General features: G+C 66.7%; 9 protein-coding genes and 2 pseudogenes. 3 read left to right on the forward strand and 8 right to left on the reverse strand.

Annotation, left to right across the window (positions count from 1 at the left end):
- Positions 1 to 33 precede the first annotated feature (33 nt).
- Both C0541_RS10885 and C0541_RS10890 read right to left on the reverse strand, forming a co-directional pair.
- Positions 34 to 1,359, reverse strand: coding sequence for a PQQ-dependent sugar dehydrogenase (locus C0541_RS10885; protein WP_115048290.1), 1,326 nt, complete (start codon positions 1,357 to 1,359; stop codon positions 34 to 36).
- Complete coding sequence (locus C0541_RS10890) at positions 1,356 to 1,772, reverse strand: hypothetical protein (RefSeq protein ID WP_115048292.1); 417 nt, start codon at positions 1,770 to 1,772, stop codon at positions 1,356 to 1,358. Before C0541_RS10890 ends, C0541_RS10885 begins: the two co-directional genes overlap by 4 nt.
- Before the next feature lie 725 nt (positions 1,773 to 2,497).
- Between C0541_RS10890 and C0541_RS10900 the strand changes: the two genes are divergently transcribed.
- A complete protein-coding gene (locus C0541_RS10900; RefSeq protein ID WP_202975392.1) occupies positions 2,498 to 3,136 on the forward strand; it encodes a carboxymuconolactone decarboxylase family protein in 639 nt (212 codons plus the stop codon).
- Between the two features lie 85 nt (positions 3,137 to 3,221).
- Here the strand turns inward: C0541_RS10900 and C0541_RS10905 are convergent, their stop codons facing one another.
- Positions 3,222 to 3,497, reverse strand: a complete 276-nt coding sequence (locus tag C0541_RS10905) for a hypothetical protein (protein WP_115048294.1) — start codon at positions 3,495 to 3,497, stop codon at positions 3,222 to 3,224.
- 992 nt (positions 3,498 to 4,489) lie between these two features.
- Between C0541_RS10905 and C0541_RS10910 the strand changes: the two genes are divergently transcribed.
- On the forward strand, positions 4,490 to 7,273 hold the full coding sequence (locus C0541_RS10910) for a S8 family serine peptidase (RefSeq protein ID WP_115048296.1): 2,784 nt from the start codon (positions 4,490 to 4,492) through the stop codon (positions 7,271 to 7,273).
- A 228-nt stretch (positions 7,274 to 7,501) separates the two neighbouring features.
- On the opposite strand, the pseudogene C0541_RS21710 reads toward C0541_RS10910, so the two are convergent.
- Positions 7,502 to 10,203 (reverse strand): annotated as a pseudogene (locus C0541_RS21710) (autotransporter outer membrane beta-barrel domain-containing protein); the annotation flags it as partial.
- A gap of 186 nt (positions 10,204 to 10,389) precedes the next feature.
- Positions 10,390 to 19,058, reverse strand: a pseudogene (locus tag C0541_RS10920) (autotransporter-associated beta strand repeat-containing protein); the annotation flags it as partial.
- Positions 19,059 to 19,789: 731 nt separating this feature from the next.
- Here C0541_RS10920 and C0541_RS10925 point away from each other — a divergent pair.
- Complete coding sequence (locus C0541_RS10925; protein WP_115050244.1) at positions 19,790 to 21,604, forward strand: EAL domain-containing protein; 1,815 nt, start codon at positions 19,790 to 19,792, stop codon at positions 21,602 to 21,604.
- Between the two features lie 120 nt (positions 21,605 to 21,724).
- Here the strand turns inward: C0541_RS10925 and C0541_RS10930 are convergent, their stop codons facing one another.
- The 3 genes from C0541_RS10930 to C0541_RS10940 all read right to left on the reverse strand — a co-directional run bounded on the left by C0541_RS10930 (position 21,725) and on the right by C0541_RS10940 (position 24,197).
- Complete coding sequence (locus tag C0541_RS10930; RefSeq protein ID WP_115048300.1) at positions 21,725 to 22,423, reverse strand: DUF1349 domain-containing protein; 699 nt, start codon at positions 22,421 to 22,423, stop codon at positions 21,725 to 21,727.
- Between the two features lie 135 nt (positions 22,424 to 22,558).
- Entirely contained in the window at positions 22,559 to 23,479 is a 921-nt protein-coding gene (locus tag C0541_RS10935) for a M14 family metallopeptidase (protein WP_115048302.1), read from the reverse strand.
- 460 nt (positions 23,480 to 23,939) lie between these two features.
- Positions 23,940 to 24,197 carry a KGG domain-containing protein gene (locus tag C0541_RS10940; RefSeq protein ID WP_024940389.1) on the reverse strand — a complete coding sequence of 86 codons (258 nt, stop codon included), beginning with the start codon at positions 24,195 to 24,197 and terminating at the stop codon, positions 23,940 to 23,942.
- Positions 24,198 to 24,463: the final 266 nt, after the last annotated feature.

The raw sequence follows: 24,463 nt of genomic DNA on the forward strand, positions 1-24,463 counted from the left end.
CGGTTCGTTTCAAAACCGGGCGTGCCGGCAGGCTTACTGCGCAGCCGGTTGCGGCGCAACGGGCGCGGTGTCCGGCGTCACGCGCCAGATCGTATTGGCCAGATCGTCCGCAACGATCAATGCGCCCCGCGGGTCGAGCGTGACGCCGACCGGTCGGCCGCGGGTCAGTCCATCGTCGCCATGGAAGCCGGCAACGAAGTCGATCGGGTCGCCCGCCGGGCGGCCATCGCGGAACGGCACGAACACCACCTTGTAGCCCACCGGCGGGTCGCGATTCCAGCTGCCGTGCTCACCGACGAACACGCCGTCGGCAAACTGCGTTCCCATTGCGGTGGACGAGAACGCGACACCGAGTGCGGCGACATGCGAACCCAGCGCGTAATCGGGCACGATGGCCGAGGCGACCTTCTGCGGATCCTGCGGCATCACCCGCGTGTCCACGTTCTTGCCCCAATAGCTGTAGGGCCAGCCGTAGAAGCCGCCTTCGCGCACCGAGGTGAGGTAGTCGGGCACCAGGTTCGGACCGATCTCGTCGCGCTCGTTGACCACCGCCCACAGTGCGCCGCTGCCGGGCTGGATCGCCAATGCGGTGGGATTGCGCAAGCCGGTGGCATAACTCCTGTGCGCGCCGGTTGCCGGGTCCACCTGCCAGACCTGGGCGCGGTCGACCTCGGCGATCATGCCGCGCTCGGTGATGTTGCTGTTGGAGCCGATCGCGACATACAGATAGCGTCCGTCGGCACTGGCGGTCAGCGCCTTGGTCCAGTGGTGGTTGATGGCCGACGGCAAGTCGGTGACCTTGCTGGGCGCGGCACTGGCTTTGGTCTGCCCTTGCTGGTAGTCGAAACGCACCAGCGCGTCCTGATTTGCCACGTACAGCGCGTTGCCGATCAGCGCCAGCCCGTACGGTGCGTTGAGCTTGTCGGCAAAGACGGTCTTGAGCTCATATGTGCCGTCGCCATCGGCATCGCGCAGCAGCGTCAGGCGATTGCCGCTCTTGACCGAGGTGTTGCCCCTGGCCTTGATCGCTCCGGCAATCACGTCCTTGGGCTTGAGGTTGGGCGCGCCACCGCCGCGGCCTTCGGCCACCAGGATGTCGCCGTTGGGCAATACCAGCGTCTGGCGTGGAATGCCCAGATCGGTGGCGATGGCCGCGATGCGGTAACCCGCAGGCACGCTGGGCTTGCGCTCCCCCCAGGCTGTCGGCTCGGCGATGGTCATGTCGGGCAACAGGCCACGCTCCGGCGCCGACAGCTCGGGGCTGGTGCCGTGTTGCTTGAGCTCGGGCGCCTTGCCGCAGGAGGCGAGCGCGGCGGCAAGCATGGAGACCGACACGACGGTCAGGGCATGACGCTTCATCGGGCACCTCCCACACGCAGTCCGGACAATCCGGACCAGGTCGCAACCAGCGCGAATGCGGTTGCAATCACCGAAAATGCCAACGCCGCCGGCATGATCGCCCACGCATCGCGCGCATGATGCAAGGCATTGAAGAAGCCGGCGATCCAGGCAGCGCCGAGCGCGATCACATAGATCACGTTGCGGCTTCCGCGAACGAAGCCGACGATCGCCAACAGCAGCGCGATGGTCGTCAGCACCATCGCACCGATCAGCAGCCATGCGGCGAAGTTGGCCCACTGGATCTGATGGCTGCTCCAATATGCGTAGTCGCTGAGCAAGGCGCCGAGGAACAACGGCCACACACCGCCGAGCACGGCTGCGTGGAACGGATGGATGGCCCAGGATCGGGCGGGCATGGCAGTGGAATTCATGGCGGACTCATTGGGCGCGTTGGTGAAACGTGCTCCGATGCTGCCAGCTGCCACGTGATGAGCGCGGTGATGGATCCCACCCGTCTGGGCGTGCATCTGGTAGCGATTGCGGCAGATAAGACATACGCCGCTGCCATCGCGCTGCGGCCCGAACACCGCACCTGGCTGGGCAGCTAGCGTTTTGCCGGCGCGGATGTGCAGGTGCGGGCCGAGGTGGATGGCAAACTCCAGCTGCAACGCAAGCACGAAGACCCGGTAGCGGTCACCGCGCACGCCTGGAAACAGACCCGGCTGTCGTTGCCGACCGCCTCGATCACCCGCACATCGCGCGGCTTGACCAGAAAGCAGTGGCCGTCCTCGATGAAGATGGCGCTGTCCATCGCGCGCCGTGCCGGCGCCACTCAGTTTCTGGATCGCCTGTGCCAATCGCTGCGGCTCGATCGGCTTGTTTCGATAAAGAAGGAGGCAGCAATGAAAGCGCATCATCGGTGCGGTCGCTCCCGCGTGGTTTGCCTGCGATTGCGGTGCCTTCTGCAATGCACAGTGTGGCGTCGGATGCTTGGATTTGCGCTGTGTTGCCCCTGGATCGGCGGGGAGATGCGATGCCATGCGCGAGCGCGCTGCATCGCTCTTTGTTGTCCATGGCTGCGCTGTGGTCGGGCATGGTTGCCTTGTTCTCTGTTGCGCCCTCCCCCGCGGCAGCACATCCGTCGGAGATCATGTCCATGACGTCCCACGCCACCTTGTCGCCCAGGCACCAGGCCATCGCACCGATTGCCGCGTTTGCGGCCACCGGCGACATCCAACGCCTGCAAACCGCATTGGAGACGGGCCTCGATGCAGGCCTGAGCATCAGCGACTGCAAGGAGGTACTGGTGCAGCTCTACGCGTATGCCGGGTTTCCGCGCAGCCTCAACGCACTGGCGGCGTTGATGCAGGTCAGCGATGCACGCGGGCTACGCGGCATCGCCGATGCGCCGGGACGCGAGCCCGGCCCGGTGCCGGGCGGCGATGCGCTGCTTGCACTGGGCACGGCCAACCAGACCCGTCTGGGCGGCGCGCCGATGACCGGGCCGTTGTTCGCGTTTGCGCCGGCGATCGATCGCTACCTCAAGACGCATCTGTTCGGCGACATCTTTGCCCGCGACAACCTGGACTGGGTGAGCCGTGAACTGGCCACGATCAGCGTGCTCGCCAGCCTGGAAGGCGTGGAGGCGCAACTGCAGGCGCATTTGAAGATCGGCTTGAACATCGGTGTGACCGAGGCGCAGCTCCACGCACTGGCCCAGGTGCTGGACAAGCGGGTTGGAGCGGCCGCCGGCACGCGCGCCAAGGCCGCGCTGGCCACGGCCCGGGCGCGATGAGCCCGCAGCAAGGCACGCTGATCGTGGCGCAGGCTGCCGGTGCAGATGCGGATGCCGGCACTGCATCCAGACCGATCGGGCCTGGCTAACGTGGCGCCGGACCAATGCCGAGCGCGGACCGCGCACCGGCCTGCTTGACGATCAACTGGCCGATGTATTGCTCGGCCAGCCTGGTGCCGATCTCCAGTGCGGTCTGCAGCGAGCCGAAGGTGGGTGCAGTCGGCAGCGGAACGGGATGCCCGCAGACCTGCAAGGTCTCCAGCACGATGCGCCGGTGCCCAAGCTGTCGAGCGACCACGCGATATGGCAGACCCTGGTCGGTGCCTTCGGCGGACATGCTTTCTACGCAGTAGGTGCTCATCAGACTCGAGCATAGCTGCGATGCCTAAATTCGCTAACCGCGGAACTTGAACCGTTTATGCAGACGCTAGCGCTGCGGGGGCAGCGCGGGGGCGCCCCGGATGACACCGATGCCCCACCCTGGCCCGGCAGGCGCGTTGGCCGGAAGGGGGAAGCATTGGAATGATCCGCCGTAGGGGAATGCCGACTTTTGCGCGCGCTCCGGAAAAGAAGGGCTTGTATATTCCCTCTGCATTCAGCTTGACGGCACCGGGACGGTAGCTGCTGGCCTTGAGGGTTTATTGCATAGTCGGACTATCTGGAGCTTTTGCCAATCCTGTTTGTCCGCCCCTTCCGTGCCGGAAAATGCAGTGAATCAGGCGCAATGGCCGGGTTCGCTCGTTTTCGGCGAGTATAAATTAGGTGGATATAATCCGAATGGGGCAGGAAATTTAATATAACACCGGTGTCATCAGAGTGACGCGCGCCCTTGCGCACCTGGTACGGACGAGTCCGTTAGAACTGCTGACTCACGGTCGAATCCGCTACAGCGCGTGGGTAATTCTCCGACATCCGCGACGCATTTCCTGATTACCTGCGATATCCATCGCATTTAGGATTGCCGCCCCCGCGGATTCGTGACCAGTTATTGTTGCGTCCGCTCTGACATTTTCTTGCGCTCGGGCCTGTTAGCGCGTTTTATCATCCGATTTCGCTATGGATTAAATCGCCAGGCCCTATACGCGGCATTTTTCTCTGAATAGCAACTGTCCGTTCAGGCTTTAGAGTTTACCGATAGCGCCGTTAAACAATCTCGCAAGCACACGGCGCGATGCATCGACGCATCACCGTGTTATCCAGGGCGCTTATCCGAGGGGACGGATTGGCGGCGGATAAAAGTGAATAACCCGTGAAATAAAATGCCACGCCGGTCATCCCCGGTGCTGGAATCGTCTGCGCCAATTTTTTGAATCTTGCAGTTGCGGCGCGCCAATTACCGGAATCGACCAACCCATGAACCGCTCGCTCCTTGCAACCACGATCGCCTCCTGCCTCGTCCTGACCGCCTGTGGCGGCGGTGGCGGTGGCGGCAATGTCCGCAACGATCCGCCGCAGACCACGCTGGTCGCTCCGACTCCGACTCCGACGACCCCGACAGCTCCGTCAACCCCGACGACGCCGACAGCTCCGACGACGCCGGGTACCACCACCGCCGACCCGTTGCCCAAGGCCGCGCCGGCGCCGGCACCCGCCCGTTACCAGGGCCTGGGCAGCAACCTGCTGGTGCCGACCAATGCGGATCTGGCGCAGCAGGCCGGGGCCAGGGGCCAGGGCGTCAAGCTGGCCGTGCTGGACGACAATCTCTACGGCAGCTATGCGCCGATCGGGGGCAAGGTCGATGCATCCACCGACTACACCGCCAGCCCCGGCACGCCGGAATCGGCGTCGAATGCGCTGCGCGGCCACGGCACCGTCATCTCGGCACTGGTGCTGGGCAACGCGCAGGAGGGCTTTGCCGGCGGCATCGCCCCGGATGCGGACCTGTTCTATGCGCGCATCTGCGCCGAAAATTCCTGCGGCACCCAGCAGACCCGCAGCGCCGCGGTGGACCTGGCCGCTGCCGGCGTGCGCATCGCCAACCTGTCGATCGGTGCCTCGTATGCGGATGCGGCCAGCAGCGCGAACGCTGCCCTGGCCTGGAAGTACGCGCTGACCCCGCTGGTGCAGGCCGATGCGCTGATCGTGGCCGCCACCGGCAACGACGGCGCGGCGGAAGCCTCCTACCCGGCAGCGACGCCGGTGCAGGAAGCCAGCCTGCGCAACAACTGGCTGGCCGTGGGCGCGGTCAACATCGACAGTGCCGGCACTGCCGCCGGCCTGACCAGCTACTCCAACCATTGCGGCGCCGCCGCGCAGTGGTGCCTGGTGGCGCCGGGCAGCTATTCCGCGCCGGCACTGGCCGGTACCGAGCTGCAGGGCCAGATCGCCGGCACCTCGTTCTCCACTGCCGCAGTGAGCGGCGTCGCGGCGCAGGTCCTGGGCGTGTATCCGTGGATGAGCGCCTCCAACCTGCAGCAGACCCTGCTGACCACCGCCACCGACCTGGGCGACCCCGGCGTGGACGCGTTGTACGGCTTCGGCCTGGTCAATGCGGCCAAGGCGATCCAGGGCCCGGCACAGTTCATCAACAACTGGTCGGCCAACGTGACCTCCGGCTACGACAGCACCTTCGGCAACGACATCTCCGGCGCCGGCAACCTGACCAAGAACGGCGCCGGCAAGCTCACGCTCAGCGGCAACAACAGCTACACCGGCGGCACCAGCGTCAGCGACGGCGTGCTCGCCCTGTCCGGCAGCCTGCGCTCGGACGTGATCGTGCTCAACTCGGCCACGTTCGAATCGCGCGGCGGTGTCATCAACGGTGGCTACAGCCTGGCCAACAGCACCGGCACCACCGCCATCGAATTGGGCAAGGGGCTGACCGTCACCGGCCAGGCCAGCTTGAAGGGCAACCTGCTGTTGCTGCCGGAAGCGGCTGGCTACAGCGTCGGCAGCAGCGAAAGGATCGTCAGGGCCGGCACGCTGCAAGGCAGCTTCGAGCGCGTGCAGTACGCCAACAACTTCTTCTGGACCGCCTCGCTCGCCTACGACCCCACCACCGTCACCGCCACGCTGACCCGCAATGCCTCCGCTGCCAGCGCGCAAGCGGCCGGTGCGCCGCAGTCGGTGGTCAACGGTGCCAGCCAGGCCGATGCGCTGGTCAAGGTGCTGGACACGCGTGTGGCCGCCGGCGATACCGATAACCTGGGTGGCCTGATCAGCGCCACCGGCGCGTTGCTGGCCGCCAACGATGCGCAGGTGGCCGCATCGCTGCCGACCCTGGCCGGTCAGGTGCACGGCATCGAGCGCACCCTGGGCTTCCAGTCCGCGCTCAACGATGCGCGCGTGGCGGCCGATCGCCTGCCCCATCTGGCCGACACCACGTCGCTGACCACCTGGATGCAGGGCAGCTATCTGGACGGTGCGCTGGGCGGCAAGGGGTTCGACTCGGCCGATTACACCCAGCAGGCCACCACCGTCGGTGTGGATCTGCCGATGGGCAACGCCGGCACCGTCGTGGGTGCGGCGCTGAGTTCGGGCCAGGATCGTGCGCAGATCGATGCATCGGCCAGCCGTCTGCGCTCGGACCGTTATGCGATGACCGCGTACCTGTATCAGCCGATCGGCCAGGCCTATGTGTCCGGGATCGGTTCCTACGGCATGAGCAACGTGGACACCGAGCGCACGGTGCAGGCCGGCAGTATCGGCGAGCGCCTGCAGGATCGCCGCCACGACACCAACTGGTCGCTGCGCGCCGAAGTCGGGCTGATACCGCAGGCAGGGCTGTCGCCGTTCATCGCCGCAGGCGTGGTCAGCCAGACCCAGGATGCCTTCAGCGAGGCATCGGTGACCGGCCTGGGGTTGAGCGCCAACAGCGACACGCTGCGCGCCGGCTACGGCGAGGTGGGCGTGCGCGGCCATCTGGTGCGCGGCAAGTGGGGCTTCGATGGCGTGATCGCCTACCGTTCGCTGCTCGGCAACCCGGACCCGGCCTTCACCGCGTGGTTCACCGGCTTGCCGGAAGCGCGCTTCAACGTGGCCGGCGAGCCGGTGTCCAAGCAGTCCGCACGTGCCTCGGTCGGCGTGCGTTACCAGCTCAACGATGCCTTCTCCATCTATGGCAACGTCGGTGCCGAGCGCGGTCGTTCCGATGCCAACAGCATCAATGCCAACGTGGGTCTGCGCTGGCAGTTCTAGGCGCCGGCTGCAGACTCGCGGTGCAGCCGCGGGGCTGCGTGGCTGGCGTGCGGGGTCGGCATGCGCCAGGTCCGGGCGACGCGTGCCGACACAGCCGACCGATGTCTGCCAACGAAGGAGCGCTGCGGGTACAGGTGAGGTGCAGGGCAATCGCGGCGATGTGCGTGCGTGTTTTGCACCGGCAAAAAAAAGCCCCGGCAGTGCCGGGGCTTTGTGGTCTGCGCTGACTCAGAAGCTCCAGCCCCAGGTGACCTGGCCGCCATAGGCGGTCTGGCCATCGCCGTTGAGTCCCTGCAACGACAGCGCCATGCGGCTGTTGGGCGAGGTGATCAGGCTCACGCCCAGTTCGCCGACCACCGCGTTCTTGGCCAGCGTGACGCTCTGCACCGAGAACTGCGAGCCGGTGCCGATGAAGCCGGCCGAGCGCTCCACCGCGCGGTCGCCGAATGCATGCCGCCAACCCAGCGAGGCATACACCCCGGCCGCCGCACCCAGCTGCCAGCGCCCGCGCATACCCACCGTGCTGGTGGTGTACTCGTCCCTGGCACTGTCCACCGACAACCCGGCAACACCGCCGCGCTCGTTGAAACCATCGGTCTTCAGATGCGTGTAGTCGGCCGCGATGAAGGGGCTGTATACCGCATTGCCGCTGCGCAGGTTCCAGGCCGCTTCCACCGACACGGTGATGGCCTTGGCATCGTAATCGCTGGTCAGCCGCTCTTCGAGCACGCCGGGCAGCATCACCCGACGCGTGCTGTCCACGCGGTAGTCCGCGTAGTCGACCGAAGCCTGCAGAGCGAACGCGGACCAATCGGCCTGGCCGTAGATGCCGGCGTGGGTGCCATCGATATCGGAACGATCGAGCGATTCGCGCGAGCGGGTTTCGATGTCCTGGTTACCGACCGCGACACCGACCACGCTGCGCTCGCCGATGCGCCGTTCTGCACCGGCCATGATGCCGTTGTCCTCGCGTCGCACCGAGGCGGTGTTGGCATCGCCATCGACACGATTGGGCAGGCTACGGCCGGTGACCCATACCGTGGTGTCGCCCACCTGTGCGTCCTGAGTGTCGCCACGCAGGTGATTGCCGACCCCGCTCAGCAGGAAGCGGCCATCCAGCAATGCGGTCGCCGTGCTGGCATGGCTTTCGCCGGACAGCGATGCAAACGCGGTGCCGATCGCCTGCGCGTTGTCGGGCAGGCGCACCACCGCCTGGTAGACCGGGCTGGTGGTCGGCAGGCCTTCCACGGCCGCTGCGGCGGCCTGCTGGTTGGGTACGGTAACCGCATCGACCATGGCCGCGGTGTTGCGGCCGAACGACACCGACAGCGCGGTGGCACTGGCGCTGACATTGGGCTCGATGAAGGCGTAGTCGGAGACGACGTTGCTGAACTGACCGCTCAGCCCGCCAGCGGCGTTGACCACCGGGATCTGGGTAAACAGCGGCAGATCGGTCGCACGCACCAGTTGCAGGGTGCTGCCGGGCGCCAGCGTGGCGGCACCGCCCACGCTGATCGGCGTGACCGCACCGCCCGCCCCCGGCGTGACCTGCAGGGTGGAGCCGTTTCCGAAGCTGGCGTTGCCGGCGACGCTGATCGTGCCGGTGCTGCCGCCGATCGCCACGGTGCCGCCGGAGGTCAGGCCGCCGATGCTGCCGCTGCCGGTGAGCGTGCCGCCCGGGCCTACCGTGACCGGCCCACCCAGCGCGGCACCCGGATTGGCCGGATTCCCCACGCTCAAGGTGCCCGCGGCAATCGTGGTCGGTCCGGTGAAGCCACTGCTGTTTGCGGTGACCAGCAAGGTGCCCGCCCCCTCCTTGAGCAGGCTGCCGGTCCCCGACAAGGTCCCTGCGTAGGTGCCAGTGGTGGCTTGCTGGAACACCAGCGCGCTGGCGTTGGCGATGTTGCCCTGCAGGCTGTCGGTATCGCCGACCAGGGTGCCGGCGTTGATCGTGGTGCCACCGAGATAGGCGTTGACACCATCCAGCGTCAACGCGCCCGTGCCGTTCTTGATCAAGGTGCCGCTGCCGGTGACGTTACCGGCAAACGTGCCATCGCCGGCCTGGTCGAACACCAGTGTCGCGTTGTCGACGATGTTGCCCTGCAGGCTGGTGGTGTTGCCGATCAGGCTGCCGCTGGCGATGGTGGTGCCACCGCTGTAGGTGTTGGGCGCCACCAGCGTCAACGCTCCAGCGCCCTGCTTGACCACACTGCCCGTGCCGCTGACTGCACCGGCGAAGACACCATCGCTGGCCTGATCGAACACCAGCGTGGCGTTGTCGACGATGTTGCCCTGCAGGCTGGCGGTGGTGCCGATCAAGCTGCCGGCGCTGATCACGGTGCCGCCGGNTCGAACACCAGCGTGGCGTTGTCGACGATGTTGCCCTGCAGGCTGGCGGTGGTGCCGATCAAGCTGCCGGCGCTGATCACGGTGCCGCCGGTGTAGGTGTTGGGCCCGAGCAGTTGCAGCGCGCCGGTGCCGGCCTTCTGCAATGAGCCGGTGCCGCTGAGCGTGCCGGCATAGACGCCGGCCGTGTTTTGGTTGAACACCAGGGCCGCGTCGTTGGCGATATCGCCCTGCAGGCTGGCGGTGTCGCCGATCAAGGTGCCGGCCGCGATCGTGGTGCCGCCGGTGTAGCCATTCGCGCCGTTGAGCAGCAACGCGCCGGCGCCGTCCTTGATCACGCTGCCGGTGCCGGTGATCGTGCCGGTGAACACGCCATCGGCCCCCTGGTTGAACGCCAGCGTCGCGTTGTCGACGATGGTCCCCTGCAGGCTGGCGCNGCCGGTGATCGTGCCGGTGAACACGCCATCGGCCCCCTGGTTGAACGCCAGCGTCGCGTTGTCGACGATGGTCCCCTGCAGGCTGGCGCTGTCGCCAACCAGCGTGCCGGCATTGACTGTCGTGCCACCGCTGTAGCTGTTGCTGCCAGCCAGCGTCAGCGTTGCCGCACCGTTCTTGACCAAACCGCCAGCACCGGTGATTGCGCCGGTCAGCGAAAGGTCATTGCTGCCCGCCAGCGCAAGCACACCTGCCAGATCGACGGCATTGCCCACCGTCAGCCCCTGAGTGGTATCCAGCGTGGTGCCGGTTGCCGCAGCCAGGCCGCCGGTACCCAGTGCCTGCGCATCGCCCAGCACCAGCGTGCCGCTGCCAAGCGTGGTGCCGCCGCTGTAGGTGTTCGGAGCGACAAGCGTCAACGCACCGGCCCCCTGCTTGACCACCGTACCCGTACCGCTCACCGCGCCCGCGAACACGCCATCGCTGGCCTGGTCGAACACCAGCGTGGCGTTGTCGACGATGTTGCCCTGCAGGCTGGCGGTGGTGCCGATCAAGCTGCCGGCGCTGATCACGGTGCCGCCGGNTCGAACACCAGCGTGGCGTTGTCGACGATGTTGCCCTGCAGGCTGGCGGTGGTGCCGATCAAGCTGCCGGCGCTGATCACGGTGCCGCCGGTGTAGGTGTTGGGCCCGAGCAGTTGCAGCGCGCCGGTGCCGGCCTTCTGCAATGAGCCGGTGCCGCTGACCGCGCCGGCATACACGCCGCCGGTGGCCTGGTTGAACACCAGGGCCGCGTTGTTGGCGATATCGCCCTGCAGGCTGGCGGTGTCGCCGATCAAGGTGCCGGCCGCGATCGTGGTGCCGCCGGTGTAGCCATTCGCGCCGTTGAGCAGCAACGCGCCGGCGCCGTCCTTGATCACGCTGCCGGTGCCGGTGATCGTGCCGGTGAACACGCCATNGTTGGCGATATCGCCCTGCAGGCTGGCGGTGTCGCCGATCAAGGTGCCGGCCGCGATCGTGGTGCCGCCGGTGTAGCCATTCGCGCCGTTGAGCAGCAACGCACCGGCGCCGTCCTTGATCACGCTGCCGGTGCCGGTGATCGTGCCGGTGAACACGCCATCGGCCCCCTGGTTGAACGCCAGCGTCGCGTTGTCGACGATGGTCCCCTGCAGGCTGGCGCNGCCGGTGATCGTGCCGGTGAACACGCCATCGGCCCCCTGGTTGAACGCCAGCGTCGCGTTGTCGACGATGGTCCCCTGCAGGCTGGCGCCGTCGCCAACCAGCGTGCCGGCATTGACCGTCGTGCCACCGCTGTAGCTGTTGCTGCCGTCCAGGGTCAGCGTGCCGGTGTTGGTCTTGATCAGCGCGCCGCTGCCACTGATGTCGCCGGCAAGTGTGAGGTCTGCCGGGTTGTCGACGCTCAGCGCAGCGCCGAGGGTGAGTGCATTGCCCACGGTGGCGGCAACAGGGTTGGTCAGCACCGCATCGCCGGCCACCGCCAGGGTGCCGCTGCCCAACGCGTTGTTGCTGCCGATCGACAACGTGCCATCGTTGAGCACGGTCCCGCCGGTATAGCTGTTGTTGCCACTGAGCGAGAGCGTGGACGCGCCGGCCTTGATCACGCCGCCGGCACCGCTGATCGCGCCGGTCAGGGCTAGATCGTTGCTGCCGGGCAGCGTTACCGCACCGTCCAGCACCACTGCGTTGCCCACCGCCAGTGCCTGGTCGGTATCGAGGCTGGTGCCGGCGGCCGCGGTCAACGTGCCGGTGCCCAATGCCTGCGCATCGCCCAGCACCAGCGTGCCGCCACCGAGCGCGGTGCCGCCGCTGTAGGTGTTGGCGGCACCCAGGATCAGCGTCCCGGTATCGAGTTTCTGCAGCGTGCCGGTGCCGCCGATGCCGACATCGATGGTGCCGGTGACGCCAGGATCCACGCGGATGATGGTGGTCGCCGCATTGGCGCTCAGCGCACCGGCGCCGGCATCGCTCAGCACATAGCCGTCGCTGACGAACTGGATCCCGGTGATGCCTTGCGTGCCCTGCACGCCCACGTTGCCTGCCGGGCCTGCGAAAACGGCGAAGCTGTCTTGCCAGTCGCTGTTGAGCAAGCCATCGGCCGTGGTCCAGTTGGTGGGACCTGCTGCCCAGACGCCCGCGCCGCCATCGATGCTGCCATTGGCCAGCGTCTGCGCCCCATCCCAGAACTGCACGCTGGTGCCGGGTGCGGAGACCACCACGTTGACCTGCTGCGACAACGCAGTCTGCAATGCCAGCTGGCTGAGATCGATCGTGCCCGGAATCGTGCCAAAGCCCAGGCCGTTGTCGGTCAACCCACCGGTGTAATCGATCAGGCGATACACGCCATTACCGAACCCACCGATGTCGGTGATGTTGAGCGTGCCGTCCAGGGTGAGATCGCCATTGACCGCCAGCACGCCCGTGCTGCTCGGTGCGCCGAGGAACGCATCGATCGCGGCATTTGGCGCCAGATTCAAGGTGCCGGTGGTCAACACCGCGCCACTGGTCACCACCAGGCGGCCGCCGTCGTCGACGGTGACCGGCGCGGCGACTTGGCCGCTACCGCTCAGCGCGCCGCCCGTCGCGACGGTCACGCCACCGGTGCTGGCGAGCAGGCCGTCCACATCCAGCGTGCCTGCGGTGATCTGCGTGCTGCCGCCGAGCGCGCTGACGCCGGTGAGCTGCAGCGTGCCGGCACCCACCTTCTCCAGAGTGCCGGCGTCGCTCAAACTGCCTGCAAACGTGCTGCTGACATCGTTGACGCCCACTTGCAGGGTGTTGCCGCCAAGGATTGCGACATTGCCCTGCCCGGTCACCGCGCCCAACGCCGTCGTGCTGCCCAGCGAGAGCCCGGCACCTGCCGCGACATCCACCGCGCCGGTAGCACCCAACGCGCCAGGTGCGGCGGTTGCCAGCACGCCGGACTGCACTGCCACCGGCCCGGTGAAGCTGTTGGGACCGGACAAGGTCAGCGTGCCCAGCCCGTTTTTGGTCAACGCACCGGCACCACTGATGGCGCCGGTCAGTGCCAGATCATCGCCACTGGCAATGGTCAGATCGGCACCGAGAGTGACCGCGTTGCCCAGCGCCAGTGCGATGGCGTTGCTCAAGGTGGCGTTGCCCAGCACCGACAGGCTGCCGACGCCAAGCGCCGTGTTGCTGCCCACCGCCAGGGTGCCCGCGTTCAACACGCTGCCGCCGATGTAGCTGTTGGCGCTGTCGAGCGTGAGCGTGGACGCGCCGTTCTTGATCAGGCTGCCCGCACCGCTGATCGGGCCGGACAGGCCCAGGTCGTTGCTGCCGGCCACGGTGAGCGCACCCGTGAGCGCCACCGCGTTGCCGAGCGCCACTGCCTGGTTGTTATCGAGGCTGGTGCCGGCGGCCGCGGTCAACGTGCCGGTGCCAAGTGCCTGCGCATCGCCCAGTACCAGGGTGCCGCCGCTGAGTGCGGTGCCGCCGGTGTAGCTGTTGGCCGCATCCAGCACCAGCGTGCCGGTGTCGAGTTTTTCCACGCCACCACTGCCGGAGATCGCCACATCGATGGTGGCGGTGGCACCCGGATCCACGCGGATCGCGGTCAACGGGGCGGTCACCGCCAGCCCACCTGCGCCAGCGTCGGTCAACTGATAGCCATCGGTGACGAACTGCAGGCCACCGATGCTTTGCGTGCCCTGCACGCCCACCGCGCCGGCACTGCCGGCGAAGACCGCAAAATCGCCCTGCCAGGTGCTGTTGGCGGTGCCGTCCTGGCTGGTCCAATTGGTGGCCGCACCCCAGGTGCCGGCGCCGCCATCGACGGTGCCATTGGCGGTGGTCTGCACACCGTCCCAGAACTGCACGATGCTGCCCGGCGCGGTGACCACCAGATTGAGCTGCTGGCCGATGGCGGTCTGCAAGGCGAGCTGGCTCAGATCCACGCTGCCGGGTATCACCCCGAATGCCAGGCCGTTATCGGTGAGCAGGCCGGTGTAGTCGATCAAGCGATACACGCCGGTGCCGAAGCCACCGAGGTCGGTGATGTTGAGCGTGCCGTCCAGGGTGAGGTCGCCGTTGACCGCGAGCAGACGCGTGTTGCTCGGCGCTGCCAATGCCACATCGAGAAACGCCCCCGGTGCCAGCGACAAACCACCCACGCTCAGCGAGGAGCCACTGGTCAATGCGAGCCGGCCGCCATCGCCAATGGTCACGCCACTGGCCACGTTGCCGTTGCTGCCGGTGCCGGTCAGCGTGCCGCCCAGCGCAACGTTCAACGCGCTGGTGCCGAGGCTGCCGACCACATCCAGGGTGCCGCCGCTGACCTGGGTGGCACCACCGATCACGCTGCTGCCGAGCAGGCGCACCGTGTCCACGCCGACCTTGTCCAGATTGCCGCCACCGCCCAGGCTGCCGGCAAAATCGCCGCCACCCAGCTGCAACGTGCCGCCGGTATCGGTATCGACAGTGCCGGCGCCGCTGAGCGCGGCGATCAGGCCACCGCTGCTGAGATTCAGCACCGCACCCGCTGCGACATCGACGTTGCTGGCGTTGCCGAGCGACGCGGCCGTGCCGGCCACCAGCGTGCCGGCCTGGATCGCCAGCGGGCCGGTGTAACTGTTGCTGCCGGTCAAGGTCAGGGTGCCGGCGCCGGTCTTGATCAAGTCGCCGGTCCCGCTGATGGCGCCGCTCACCAGCAGGTCCGCACCGTTGTCCACGGTGAGCGCGGCGCCCAGTGCGATGTCGTTGCCCAATGCCACGGCAACTGCATTGCTCAATGCCGCATTGCCGACGACCGACAGGCTGCCGGTGCCCAGTGCATCGGTGGCGCCGACCGCGATGGTGCCGGCGGTCAACGTGGTGCCGCCGGTGTAGCTGTTGGCCGCGTTGAGCGACACCGTGGTCGCGCCGGTCTTGACCAGACTCCCGGTGCCGCCGATCGCACCGTTCAACGCCAGATCGTTGCTGCCGATCAGCGTGAGCTGATCGTTCAACTGCAGCGTGTCGCCCAGCGTCAGTGCTGCAGTGGCATCCAGCTCGGCAGGGCCGCCGACCAGCAGGCCGCCTGCACCCAGCGCGGCGGCGTTGCCGAGCACCACACGTCCCGCATCCAGCGCAACGCCGCCGCTGAAGGTATTTGCGTTGTTCAAGGTCAGCGTGGCAGCACCTTGCTTATCGAGGCTGCCGATGCCGCTGACCACGCCATCGAGCGTGATGTCCTGCGTGCCGGGCAACGTCAACGCGCCGTTCAATGCCAGCGTATTGCCCAGGGTCACTGCGGTGGTGGCATCCAGCGTGGTACCGGCCTGCGCAGTCAGCGTCCCCAGCCCCAGTGCGGTATCGCTGCCGACCAGCAACGCGCCGGCCTGCAATTGCACCCCGCCCACCCAGGTGTTGTCGCCATTGAGCGTGAGCGTCTGCGCGCCGTTCTTGACCAGGCTGCCGGCACCGTCGACCACGCCGTCCAGCGTGAGGTCCTGACCATCGATGCCGACTTGGCCGGCAACGTTGAGCGCGTTCTGCAAGGTCACTGCAGTGCTGGCGGTGAGCTGGGTGCCAGCGGCGGCCGCGAGCACGCCGGTGCCCAGTGCGGTGTCGCTGCCGACCACCAAGGTACCGGTGTCCAGCACGGTGCCGCCGGTGTAGAGATTGTTGCCGGTGAGGGTGAGCGCACCGGCGCCCTGCTTGATCAGGCTGCCTGCGCCACCGACGATGCCGGCGATGCCGAGGTCGTTGTTGCCGGTGAGCGAGAGCGCGCCGTTCAAGGCAAGCGTGTTGCCGATGGTGGTGGCGGTGGTGGCCTGCAACTGCGTGCCGTCGGCTGCAGTCAGCACGCCGGTGCCCAGGGCTGCGCCGTTGCCGATCAGCAACGCGCCTGCATTGAGATCCACGCCACCGGCAAAGCTGTTCGGTCCACCCAGCGCGAGTGTGGCGCCGCCATCCTTGATCAGCCCGCCCACACCGCTGACCACCCCATTGAGCGCAAGATCCTGGCTGCCGCCGAGCTGCAGGTCCGCTTCCAGCGCCACGTCGTTGCCGACGATGCGCGCCGCGGTGCTGTCGAGCAGGCCGCCGCCGACGGTCAGGCCGCCAAGGCCCAACGCCGTATCGCTGCCCAGGATCAGGCTGCCCGCACTCAGGCGCGTGCCACCGACATAGCCGTTGTTGCCTGCCACGGTCAGGCTGGCAGGACCGAGCTTGTCCAGGCTGCCTGCGCCGGTGATCGTGCCGTTGAGGGTGAGCGCGTTGCTGCCGCCCACATCCACCGCCCCCGCCAGTGCAATCGCATTGGCAAGCGTGCTCACTGTTGCCGTATCCAACGTGGTCCCGGCGGCAGCATTGAGTGCGCCGACACCCAGTGCGGTATCGCTGCCGACGACCAGCCGGCCCGCGTTGAGCGCGGTGCCGCCGCTGTACAGGTTGTTGCCGCTCAGGGTGAGATCGCCAGCGCCGGCCTTGACGATGCCGCCGGTACCGCTGACGTCACCGCTCAGGCCCAGTGCCGGCGTGCCGTTGAGCGTCAGCGCACCGCTGGTCAGTGCAACCGCATTGTTCAACGTGGTGGCTGCGGTGTTTTGCAGCGCCGCGTTGCCGGTGACGTTCAACGCCCCCGTGCCCAGTGCCGTGCCGCTGGCCAGCTGCAAGGTGCCGGCGTTGAGATCGGTGCCGCCGGCATAGGTGTTCAGGCCGCCAAGTGTCAGGGTGCCGGTGCCGAGTTTGTTCAACACACCAGTGCCGCCGATTGCGCCGGTCAGCGTCAACGCGTTGCCGCTGCTGCCCACGCCCAGCGTTCCGTTGAGCGCGAGCGTATTGCCCAGGGTCGCTGCAGTGCTCGCATCGAGTTCACCGCCGTTGGCGGTCAGCGTGCCGGTGCCCAGTGCGGCGTCGGCACCGACCACCAGCCGGCCGGTGCCCAGCGTGGTACCGCCGGTGTAGGCATTGTTGCCGGTCAAGGTGAGGTCGCCCACGCCGCTCTTGGTCAGACTGCCGCCGCCGTTGATGGCACCGCTCAGTGTCAGCGCCTGCGCGCCGGTCCAGTTCAACGGCCCGGCGAGGCTGATGCCGTTGGCCACGGTCAGCGGTGCACTGCTGCCGAGGCTGGACGCGCCGGTGACATTCAGGGCGCCGCTGCCCAATGCGCCGGCCGTACCGAGCTGCAAGGTGCCCGAGGCCAGCGTGGTACCGCCGGCAAAGGTGTTGACGCCGTTGAGCGCCAGCGTACCGGTGCCGGTCTTGTTGATGCCGCCTGCGCCGGCAAGTGTTCCGGTCAGGGTCAGCGCGTTGCCGCTGCCACCCAGGCCCAGCGTATTGGTCAGTGCAACGTTGTTGGCCAGGGTCAGCGGGGCGCTGGTCTCCAGTTGCCCGCCGGCAGCTGTCACCGTGCCCGCACCAAGCGCCGTGTTCGTTTCGATCAGCAGCGTCCCCGCAGCCAGCGTCGTGCCGCCTGCATAGGTATTGCTGCCGCCCAGGGTGAGCGTACCGTTACCGATCTTGTTCAGCGCGCCGGCGCCGCTGATGTCGCCACCAAGCCGCAGGGTGTTGGCACCGCCGATACCGATGAAATCGCTGAGCACGAAAGCATTCGGCAGGTTGACCGCAGCACTCGAAAGGAGGCTGCCCGCAGCGGCGTTGACGGTGCCCGTTCCCAATGCGCTATTGGTGCCCACGGTCAGCGCGCCACCGAGCAGGTTGACGCCACCGCTGAAGGTATTGGTGCCGGTCACGCCCAACGCAGCGGTCCCGGTCTTGGTCAGCGCGCCGGTGCCGGCGATGGGGCTGGTAACCGTCAGCGCATTGGCACCCTGCAAGGTCAGGCCACCTGCGCCCAGCGTGATGCCGCCGGCAGGCGACAGGCTCAGGCCGGCGGCCGTCGCCTCCAGCGCACCGCCGTTGGCGGTGATGGCGGTGCCGAGCTGCGCAGGATTGGCGAACTGCAATACGCCGCCATTGAGTGCGCTGCTGCCGAAGTTGCTCCCGCCTCCCACCGACCAGGTGCCGCTGTTGACGCGCAGGCTGCCGAAATTGATGTACTGCGCGGTGCTGAGCGTTCCGACGCCGGTGCTGCCGCTGCCGGTTCCGGCGGCCGAATTCTGCAGGATCAGCGTATTGGTGCCGCCTGCACCGCCATCCACCACGCCGGTCTGCGCAAAGTTCAGCAAGCCGTTGGGACCCAGCAGTTCGAGCGCCAGCCCGCCGCCGCTGTTGACGCTGCCACCCGTCACGGCGGTGAAGCTGTTGGTGCTGCCCGCCCCCATCGACACGCTGCCGTTGATGGTGCCGGAGTTGACGAAGCTGTTGCCGGTGGCCGAACTCTGGAAGCCCACGCGCCCGTTGATGGTGCCCGTGTTGACCGCATTGACGGTGCCGCCGCCGCTGACCGCAATCACCGGCGTATCGGCACCCAGGATCGACAGGTTCAACAACGCACGGCTATCGATCAGGCCGGCGTTGTTGATCTGCACGACGCCGTTGCTGGCCGAAGTGATGCCAAGCGCCATGCCGTCGAGGTTGAGCAGGTTCGCCCCCAGCAGGCCGCCGGTGCCGTAAATCGTGCCGGTGGCGAGATTGTTGGCGGTCACCGCGGTGGAACTGGCGTTGCCCATGGTGACGCCGGTGCTCAACACCGACAGCAACCCGAGTACCGAAGGATCGATGGTGCCGCTGTTGTTGAGCGTGGCATTGGTGCCACTGAGCGCAATGGCGGTGCCACCCAGCAGCCCGGCGGTCATTTGCGTGCCTGCGGCGACGTTGACCGTCAGGTTGTTTGCGCCGCTGGCGAAGCTGTTGCTGACGATTGGCAGCCCCGTGCAGGTGACGGTTGCACCCGCTGCGGGGAGCGCAGGTGTGCATGCTCCCCAGGCCAGCATCGGTGCGGCGGCTCCCACCGCCAGGACGACAAGGCGCGACACGCTGCGGCGGGTTGACCCGGGTTTGCGTCGCCGACGCACCAGTTCGTGCGTGACGACCCAGTTGCCGATTGCCGCGTTCCAGACCAGCGCAAATGCACGATTCATTTTATTCCCCCTGTAGTGCCGTGCAGAGACTGACGCGCACACGGACGCGCTCTCCAACAGCAGAAAGTTGATTTACTGTCGAGCCGGTTTAAAGCAGCTTATTCCGCGGTCAATCCGCACCCGTTATGGATGAGTACGTTTAATACCATTGCATGGCGATAATATTGGGAGATTAATAGAAAAATCGCCATGCCTGAAACCGTGATTAATATCACTAACCGAAAAACTCTCCATGACACACGTCAAAACTGTCGACTGGTTTGCTCGTGATCGCCACAGGGGCCCGCCACGTCATGCAGACGGGACCGCAGCCCATGCGTGGCAGGCATGGCGGGGCAAGCAGAGAGCTTGCCGGCTTCAGGGTGGAGATAATCGGATGAGCCCGGATTATTCAGGGCAATCTGGTCCGGCGATTTCGATGCTAGCGAACCGAGCCATTTTGACCGCACTTTCGATTTGCAATGTTGCAGCGCAGAAGGCTTTTTCTCATCGGCATGGAGCGGCCGGCACATTAATGAGTTCGCCTTCACCATTAAGACCACCGCCGGCTGTCGACGCCGGTCACCGAATACGGTATTTGTGTGCGACCGTCCGGCGGGTCCGGTTTATTGTCGCGCTCGATCACCGGCGACGGGTTTAACGGGACATGCTGGATTATTCAGAAACGTTTTATCGGCAGTCGGTCGTCACCTGTCGATGACCCCGGTTTGTTTCTAGTAGCCATGCAGTGTGTGATCTTCAACACGGAACCTGACGACATGACGCTCGCTTTGGATACCAAACGGCAGCAGCAACACTCCGACTGGTCAGGTGTGCCAATCGACCTCGGTGGCATGGAGCCGCTCGATCAGATCGCGCGCCTGCTGTGTCATGCACTGGTTGCGCCTGCGGCTGCGCTGACCATCATCGAGGGCGGGCGCGTGCGCGTGCTGGCGGCGCGCGGCATCAGTCCCGAGCATGTCGAGCAAGCCATCGAACTGTGCCGGCATGCAGCATCTGCCGCGAACAACGGCGTGCGGGAGCTGATCGAACCGGCCGCACTCGCTCCGATCCAGCTCGGCGACGCGGCCTTCCCGGGCCTGCCGGCGCGATTCATCGCCTGCATCCCGGTGGGGGCGCCACAGACCGGCGTGTCCGGCACCCTGTGCGTGATCGACACGCGCGAGCGTCGCCTGGCCAGCCAGGAACACCAGCAGCTGTCGATGTTCGCCAACGTGGCAGCGGCGCAGCTGGAACTGCAATTCGGCGCCGGGCGGCGCGAACCGCACAGCGGCCTGCTCAATGCACGCCAACTGCAGTCGGACCTGGATGCCCTCGCCTTCGGCAGCCACTGCGTTCCGACCATCGCCGCCTTCATCGAGGTCTACGACACCCAGGCGGCCAACGAAGCGCGTCAGGCGCTGGGCATGCAGCCGCTGGAAGAACTGATCCGCCATGCCAGCTATGTGCTGACCCGCGCATTGCGCGGCAAGGCGACCGTGTATCACGTGGCACCGATGCGGTTTGCATTCTTTCTGTTGAACTCCGCGCCCGACGAGATGGAAGACCTGCTGCTCGATCTGAGGGATATGCTGCATCAGCCCGTGGATGCGGCCGGCGTGCCGATGTCACTGACCTTCCATGCCGGCGTGGTGCGCTTTGCACCGCAGCAGCCGGACACCAACGATGTCATGCGCAAGGGGCTGGTGGCGCTGGGCGATGCGATCAGCAACCACGCCATCGTGTGTTGGTACAGCGCATCCCACGACGATGCCATCCAGCGTTCGTACCGATTGGCGCTGGATGCGGAGAAGGCCCTGGAGGCCGGCGATTTCCGCCTGGTCTTCCAGCCCCGGATCAATCTCGAGGACCTGTCGGTGACCGGCTTCGAGGCGCTGTTGCGCTGGCGACATGCCAGCCTCGGCCCGATCGGCCCGGACGAATTCATCCCGTTGTTCGAAAAGACCGCCCTGATGTGCACCGTCACCAACTGGGTGATCGAGAACGCATTGGTGCAATTGGCCAGCTGGCGGGCGCAGGGGCTGGATTTTTCCCTGTCCATCAATCTGTCCTCGCGCGATTTCGGCAACCTCAACCTCGCTGCGGACGTCATCCATCGCTGCAGGGAGCTGGCCATTCCCACCCAGCGGATCGAACTGGAAATCACCGAGGGCCGCTGGCTGCGCAGCAATGTGGAAGCGGTGCCGCGGCTGCGCGCCCTGCGCGATGCCGGCGTCAGTGTGGCCATCGACGACTTCGGCACCGGCTACAGCAACTTCGGTTACCTCACCGAGCTGCCGGTCAACGTGCTCAAGCTCGACCGTTCACTGGTGACCGGCATCGCCACCAAGGCCGGCATGCAGATGCGCGCCGAGGCCGTGGTTCGCCTGGCCAGTGCGCTGGGATACCGCACCGTGGCCGAGGGCATCGAGCACGCCGAGGAAATCGCGCTGCTGCGCAGTTGGGGATGCGATGAAGCGCAGGGCTATCTGCTGGCGCGGCCGATGGAGGCCGAGCTGGTCGCCGCCTATGTGGCAAACGCGTTGGCCCAGCAGCGCTTGCCATGATGCGGTCCGTTCGAGGCGCGCCATGCGCGCGCCTCCGCCGTGATCGATGCGCGCAGTACCGCACCGGCCTCCTGCACTGAGACTGGCAACGCAGCGCACATCCTGCGTGCCACGCGGCGATCAACTCAGATCGTGCAAGTCCTTGCCCAGCGGCGGGCCCAGTGTCCAGTCGGAAAAACGCACCTTCAGCCCGGCGCGCTCCGGCGTGCAGCACATCGGCCCCACCTGATATGCGTCGGCGACAGGAAACGGACAGAGCCGCACCAGCGGCCAGGTCTGGCCATCGGCCGATACCTGCAGGCGCAGCACGCCGTCGGCAACGGTGGCGCGGATCCAGAAATCCTTGGGGTCGGCCTCGTAGGGGCCGGTCGCCCAATCCGAAACCGGGTTGGTCAAGACGCTGCTGAGCATCGCGCGGCCATCGCTCAATTCGATGCCTGCCTTGACCCAGTGCTGCTCGTCCACGCGCACCATGATGCCGGCCTGGTCGTAGAGCGACTCGTACTGCGCGCGCACCCGCAGCTGTGCGGTGAAGCGCGCTGCGGCGGTAAGGCCGAGAAAATGCCCGCTGTCGCGGGTAAATCCGTAATGCGTCCTGCGCCAGAAATCGGTGGCCTTGTCGGTGACCACGTCCAGCGTGCCGCCGCTGATTTCAACGGTCCGCGGCCGATTGAGCCAACTGCCATCCTGCCACTGCGTGTGCTGCGCCATCGTGTTCTCCGTGTCGGGTTGCCGGGCCAGCACGCCGCCGCTGATGGCCATTCCCATCGCGCCGCCCAGCAGGCGTCTGCGTGCACCGTTTATCGCATCGTGAGTCATTCGGTCGTCCATGCAAATGAAGAAGACCCGCACAGTCTAGCCACGGGTGGAGTGAAAACGCGTCGTCCGCAGCCAGCATTGCGCAGGCCCGGCATCGCCGCGATCACCGCTGCGATGCCTGCGCAGACCCTGCGCTCAGCGGTGTGCGAGCGCGTAATCCAGCGCCGCGCAAATGGCGGCCACCTGCGCGGCGTTGCATTGGGCAGGCGTCGCGTGCGGGCTGTCCGGATACACCTCGGTGGTGGTGCGATAACGTGCGTCGGTGATGCCCGCGCATAAACCCAGGCGCCGCACCGGGTAATTGATCACGCCAGGCGCGACCACCGCTGCGCCGATGATCTGCCCGTTCGCGTCCGCAGGTGCGATATGCGTGACCTCGGCGACGGCGGCAATGATCGCCTGCTGAAACTGCGGTTGCGGATCTTCGCTGTCGCCCACCAGGTAGAAGCCATCAGGAATGCTGCCAGGCACGAAATCGACGCCGTCACGTGCGGCCAGGGCCGGCCGGAATTCGCTCTCGTCGCTGTCGGTGGTTTCATGCAGATCGATATGCACCAGCATCGTCCCGGCCGCTGCGGCGACCAGCTGCATCAATGCGGCCGCCTCGGCTGCCGGGCTGTCCTGGCCGAACGCTCGATTCGGGTCGATGGCATCGGCATTCCAGCGCTGGACCCGCTCGTAGCCCCACGGATTGACACAAGGCGCTACCAGCAGATTGAGCTTGCCCGCGTAGGCTGCGGCGCGTTGCTGCAGGAACTGCAGCGCGCCCTGCACGCCACTGGTTTCGTAGCCATGCACGCCACCGGTCACCAGGGCGCAGGGCAATGCGCTGTCCCACCCGGCGCTGCGCAGCGCAAGCAACGGATACTGCTCGGACGCTGCCTGGATCGTTCCGTACTGCACGCGTTGGTAGCCGGCATCCAGCGCGTCGATCGCCTGCACCACGTCGGTGGCATGGCTGCGCCGGCGCACCTGGCGTTTCCGCCAAGCGGCACGCTCTGCCTCGCCCCAGGGCTGTCGTGGGATGCCGATCGAATACGCCATGCGTTCAGTCATTACCGGTGCCGTCCATTGAAGGACGGCCAGGGTAAGCGCTGCGCGCTGGCCGGTCCATGCGGTGACAGGAGCGCCGATGGAACTGCCTGCAAGGCCGAGTCCGGTTGTGGCATACGATTGTGCAAAGGCTGCGGCGGATGCAAATCCTGCATTCACCCGCGCCAGCGCATCGCCCAATCGCGAAATATTTCCCTGCAATCGATGGCGCGCGCATGCAGGCGAGTGAAAAAACTTCCGGTGCCCGGCGATGCGTTGCACATCAACCGCTCCGTCAGCTGCCGACCGCGCCGGGCAGCGCACAGGTGGCGAACGGGCGCATCGGGCTGCAATCGATTGTTCATTCCCTGCCCGTGGCACTGCGGTCATCACCGCAAAAACGATGCAGGCCCCGCACCTGGCGTGCGGGGCCTGCAGTCCGCTGCAGCAAGAACGGTGCGCCGCAGGCGCGCCGCACTCTTGCCTAGACGGCCTCTTCCTGAGGTTTGGCTTGCTTGGAACGTCCCCCCTTGCTGCCGATCCGCGACATATGATCGCGATCGCGGCTCACGGCCTGCCCGCCTTTGCGGCCAGCTTCGCGTGCTTCGTCGCTGGTGAATTCGTGCGCGTTGCCACTGGCATGCGCGGCCTTGCCGCCGCTGCTGGCCAGCACACGGCGCTTTTCAGGATCCAATGCGGCAAAACCGCGCCGGCTACGAGTACTGCTCTGTCCGTCTTCCACTGTGCCTCCTCTCGATGCGTCGATCACGCCACTGGTAGGAGGGGTAACGCAACTATCGTGCCAACCCGCAAACCCAGGCGAGCCGGTGGCACGCCGCACGATGCAGGAAAAAACAGCTGCGCTCGCTGTGCAAATCTTGCACTCCCGATCAAGCGCCGGCCGGCGCTGCGCGCGCGACTGACCGATAGCGCTACCAATGCGGTCGCACGCGCGGCCCACGCGCGCCGCTGCCGGCGACATCCAGGCATGCAGCATCGTCGGATCGA

Origin of the sequence: Xanthomonas arboricola (assembly GCF_003353015.1) — a bacterium.
In the GTDB taxonomy this organism is placed as follows: Bacteria; Pseudomonadota; Gammaproteobacteria; order Xanthomonadales; family Xanthomonadaceae; genus Xanthomonas; species Xanthomonas arboricola_E.

Excerpts from the sequence above, each read along its gene's own strand:
- C0541_RS10935 (WP_115048302.1), bottom strand. The coding sequence starts at position 23,479 with ATGACTGAACGCATGGCGTATTCGATCGGCATCCCACGACAGCCCTGG.
- C0541_RS10900 (WP_202975392.1), top strand. The coding sequence starts at position 2,498 with ATGACGTCCCACGCCACCTTGTCGCCCAGGCACCAGGCCATCGCACCG.
- C0541_RS10910 (WP_115048296.1), top strand. The coding sequence starts at position 4,490 with ATGAACCGCTCGCTCCTTGCAACCACGATCGCCTCCTGCCTCGTCCTG.
- C0541_RS10930 (WP_115048300.1), bottom strand. The coding sequence starts at position 22,423 with ATGACTCACGATGCGATAAACGGTGCACGCAGACGCCTGCTGGGCGGC.
- C0541_RS10890 (WP_115048292.1), bottom strand. The coding sequence starts at position 1,772 with ATGAATTCCACTGCCATGCCCGCCCGATCCTGGGCCATCCATCCGTTC.
- C0541_RS10885 (WP_115048290.1), bottom strand. The coding sequence starts at position 1,359 with ATGAAGCGTCATGCCCTGACCGTCGTGTCGGTCTCCATGCTTGCCGCC.
- C0541_RS10905 (WP_115048294.1), bottom strand. The coding sequence starts at position 3,497 with ATGAGCACCTACTGCGTAGAAAGCATGTCCGCCGAAGGCACCGACCAG.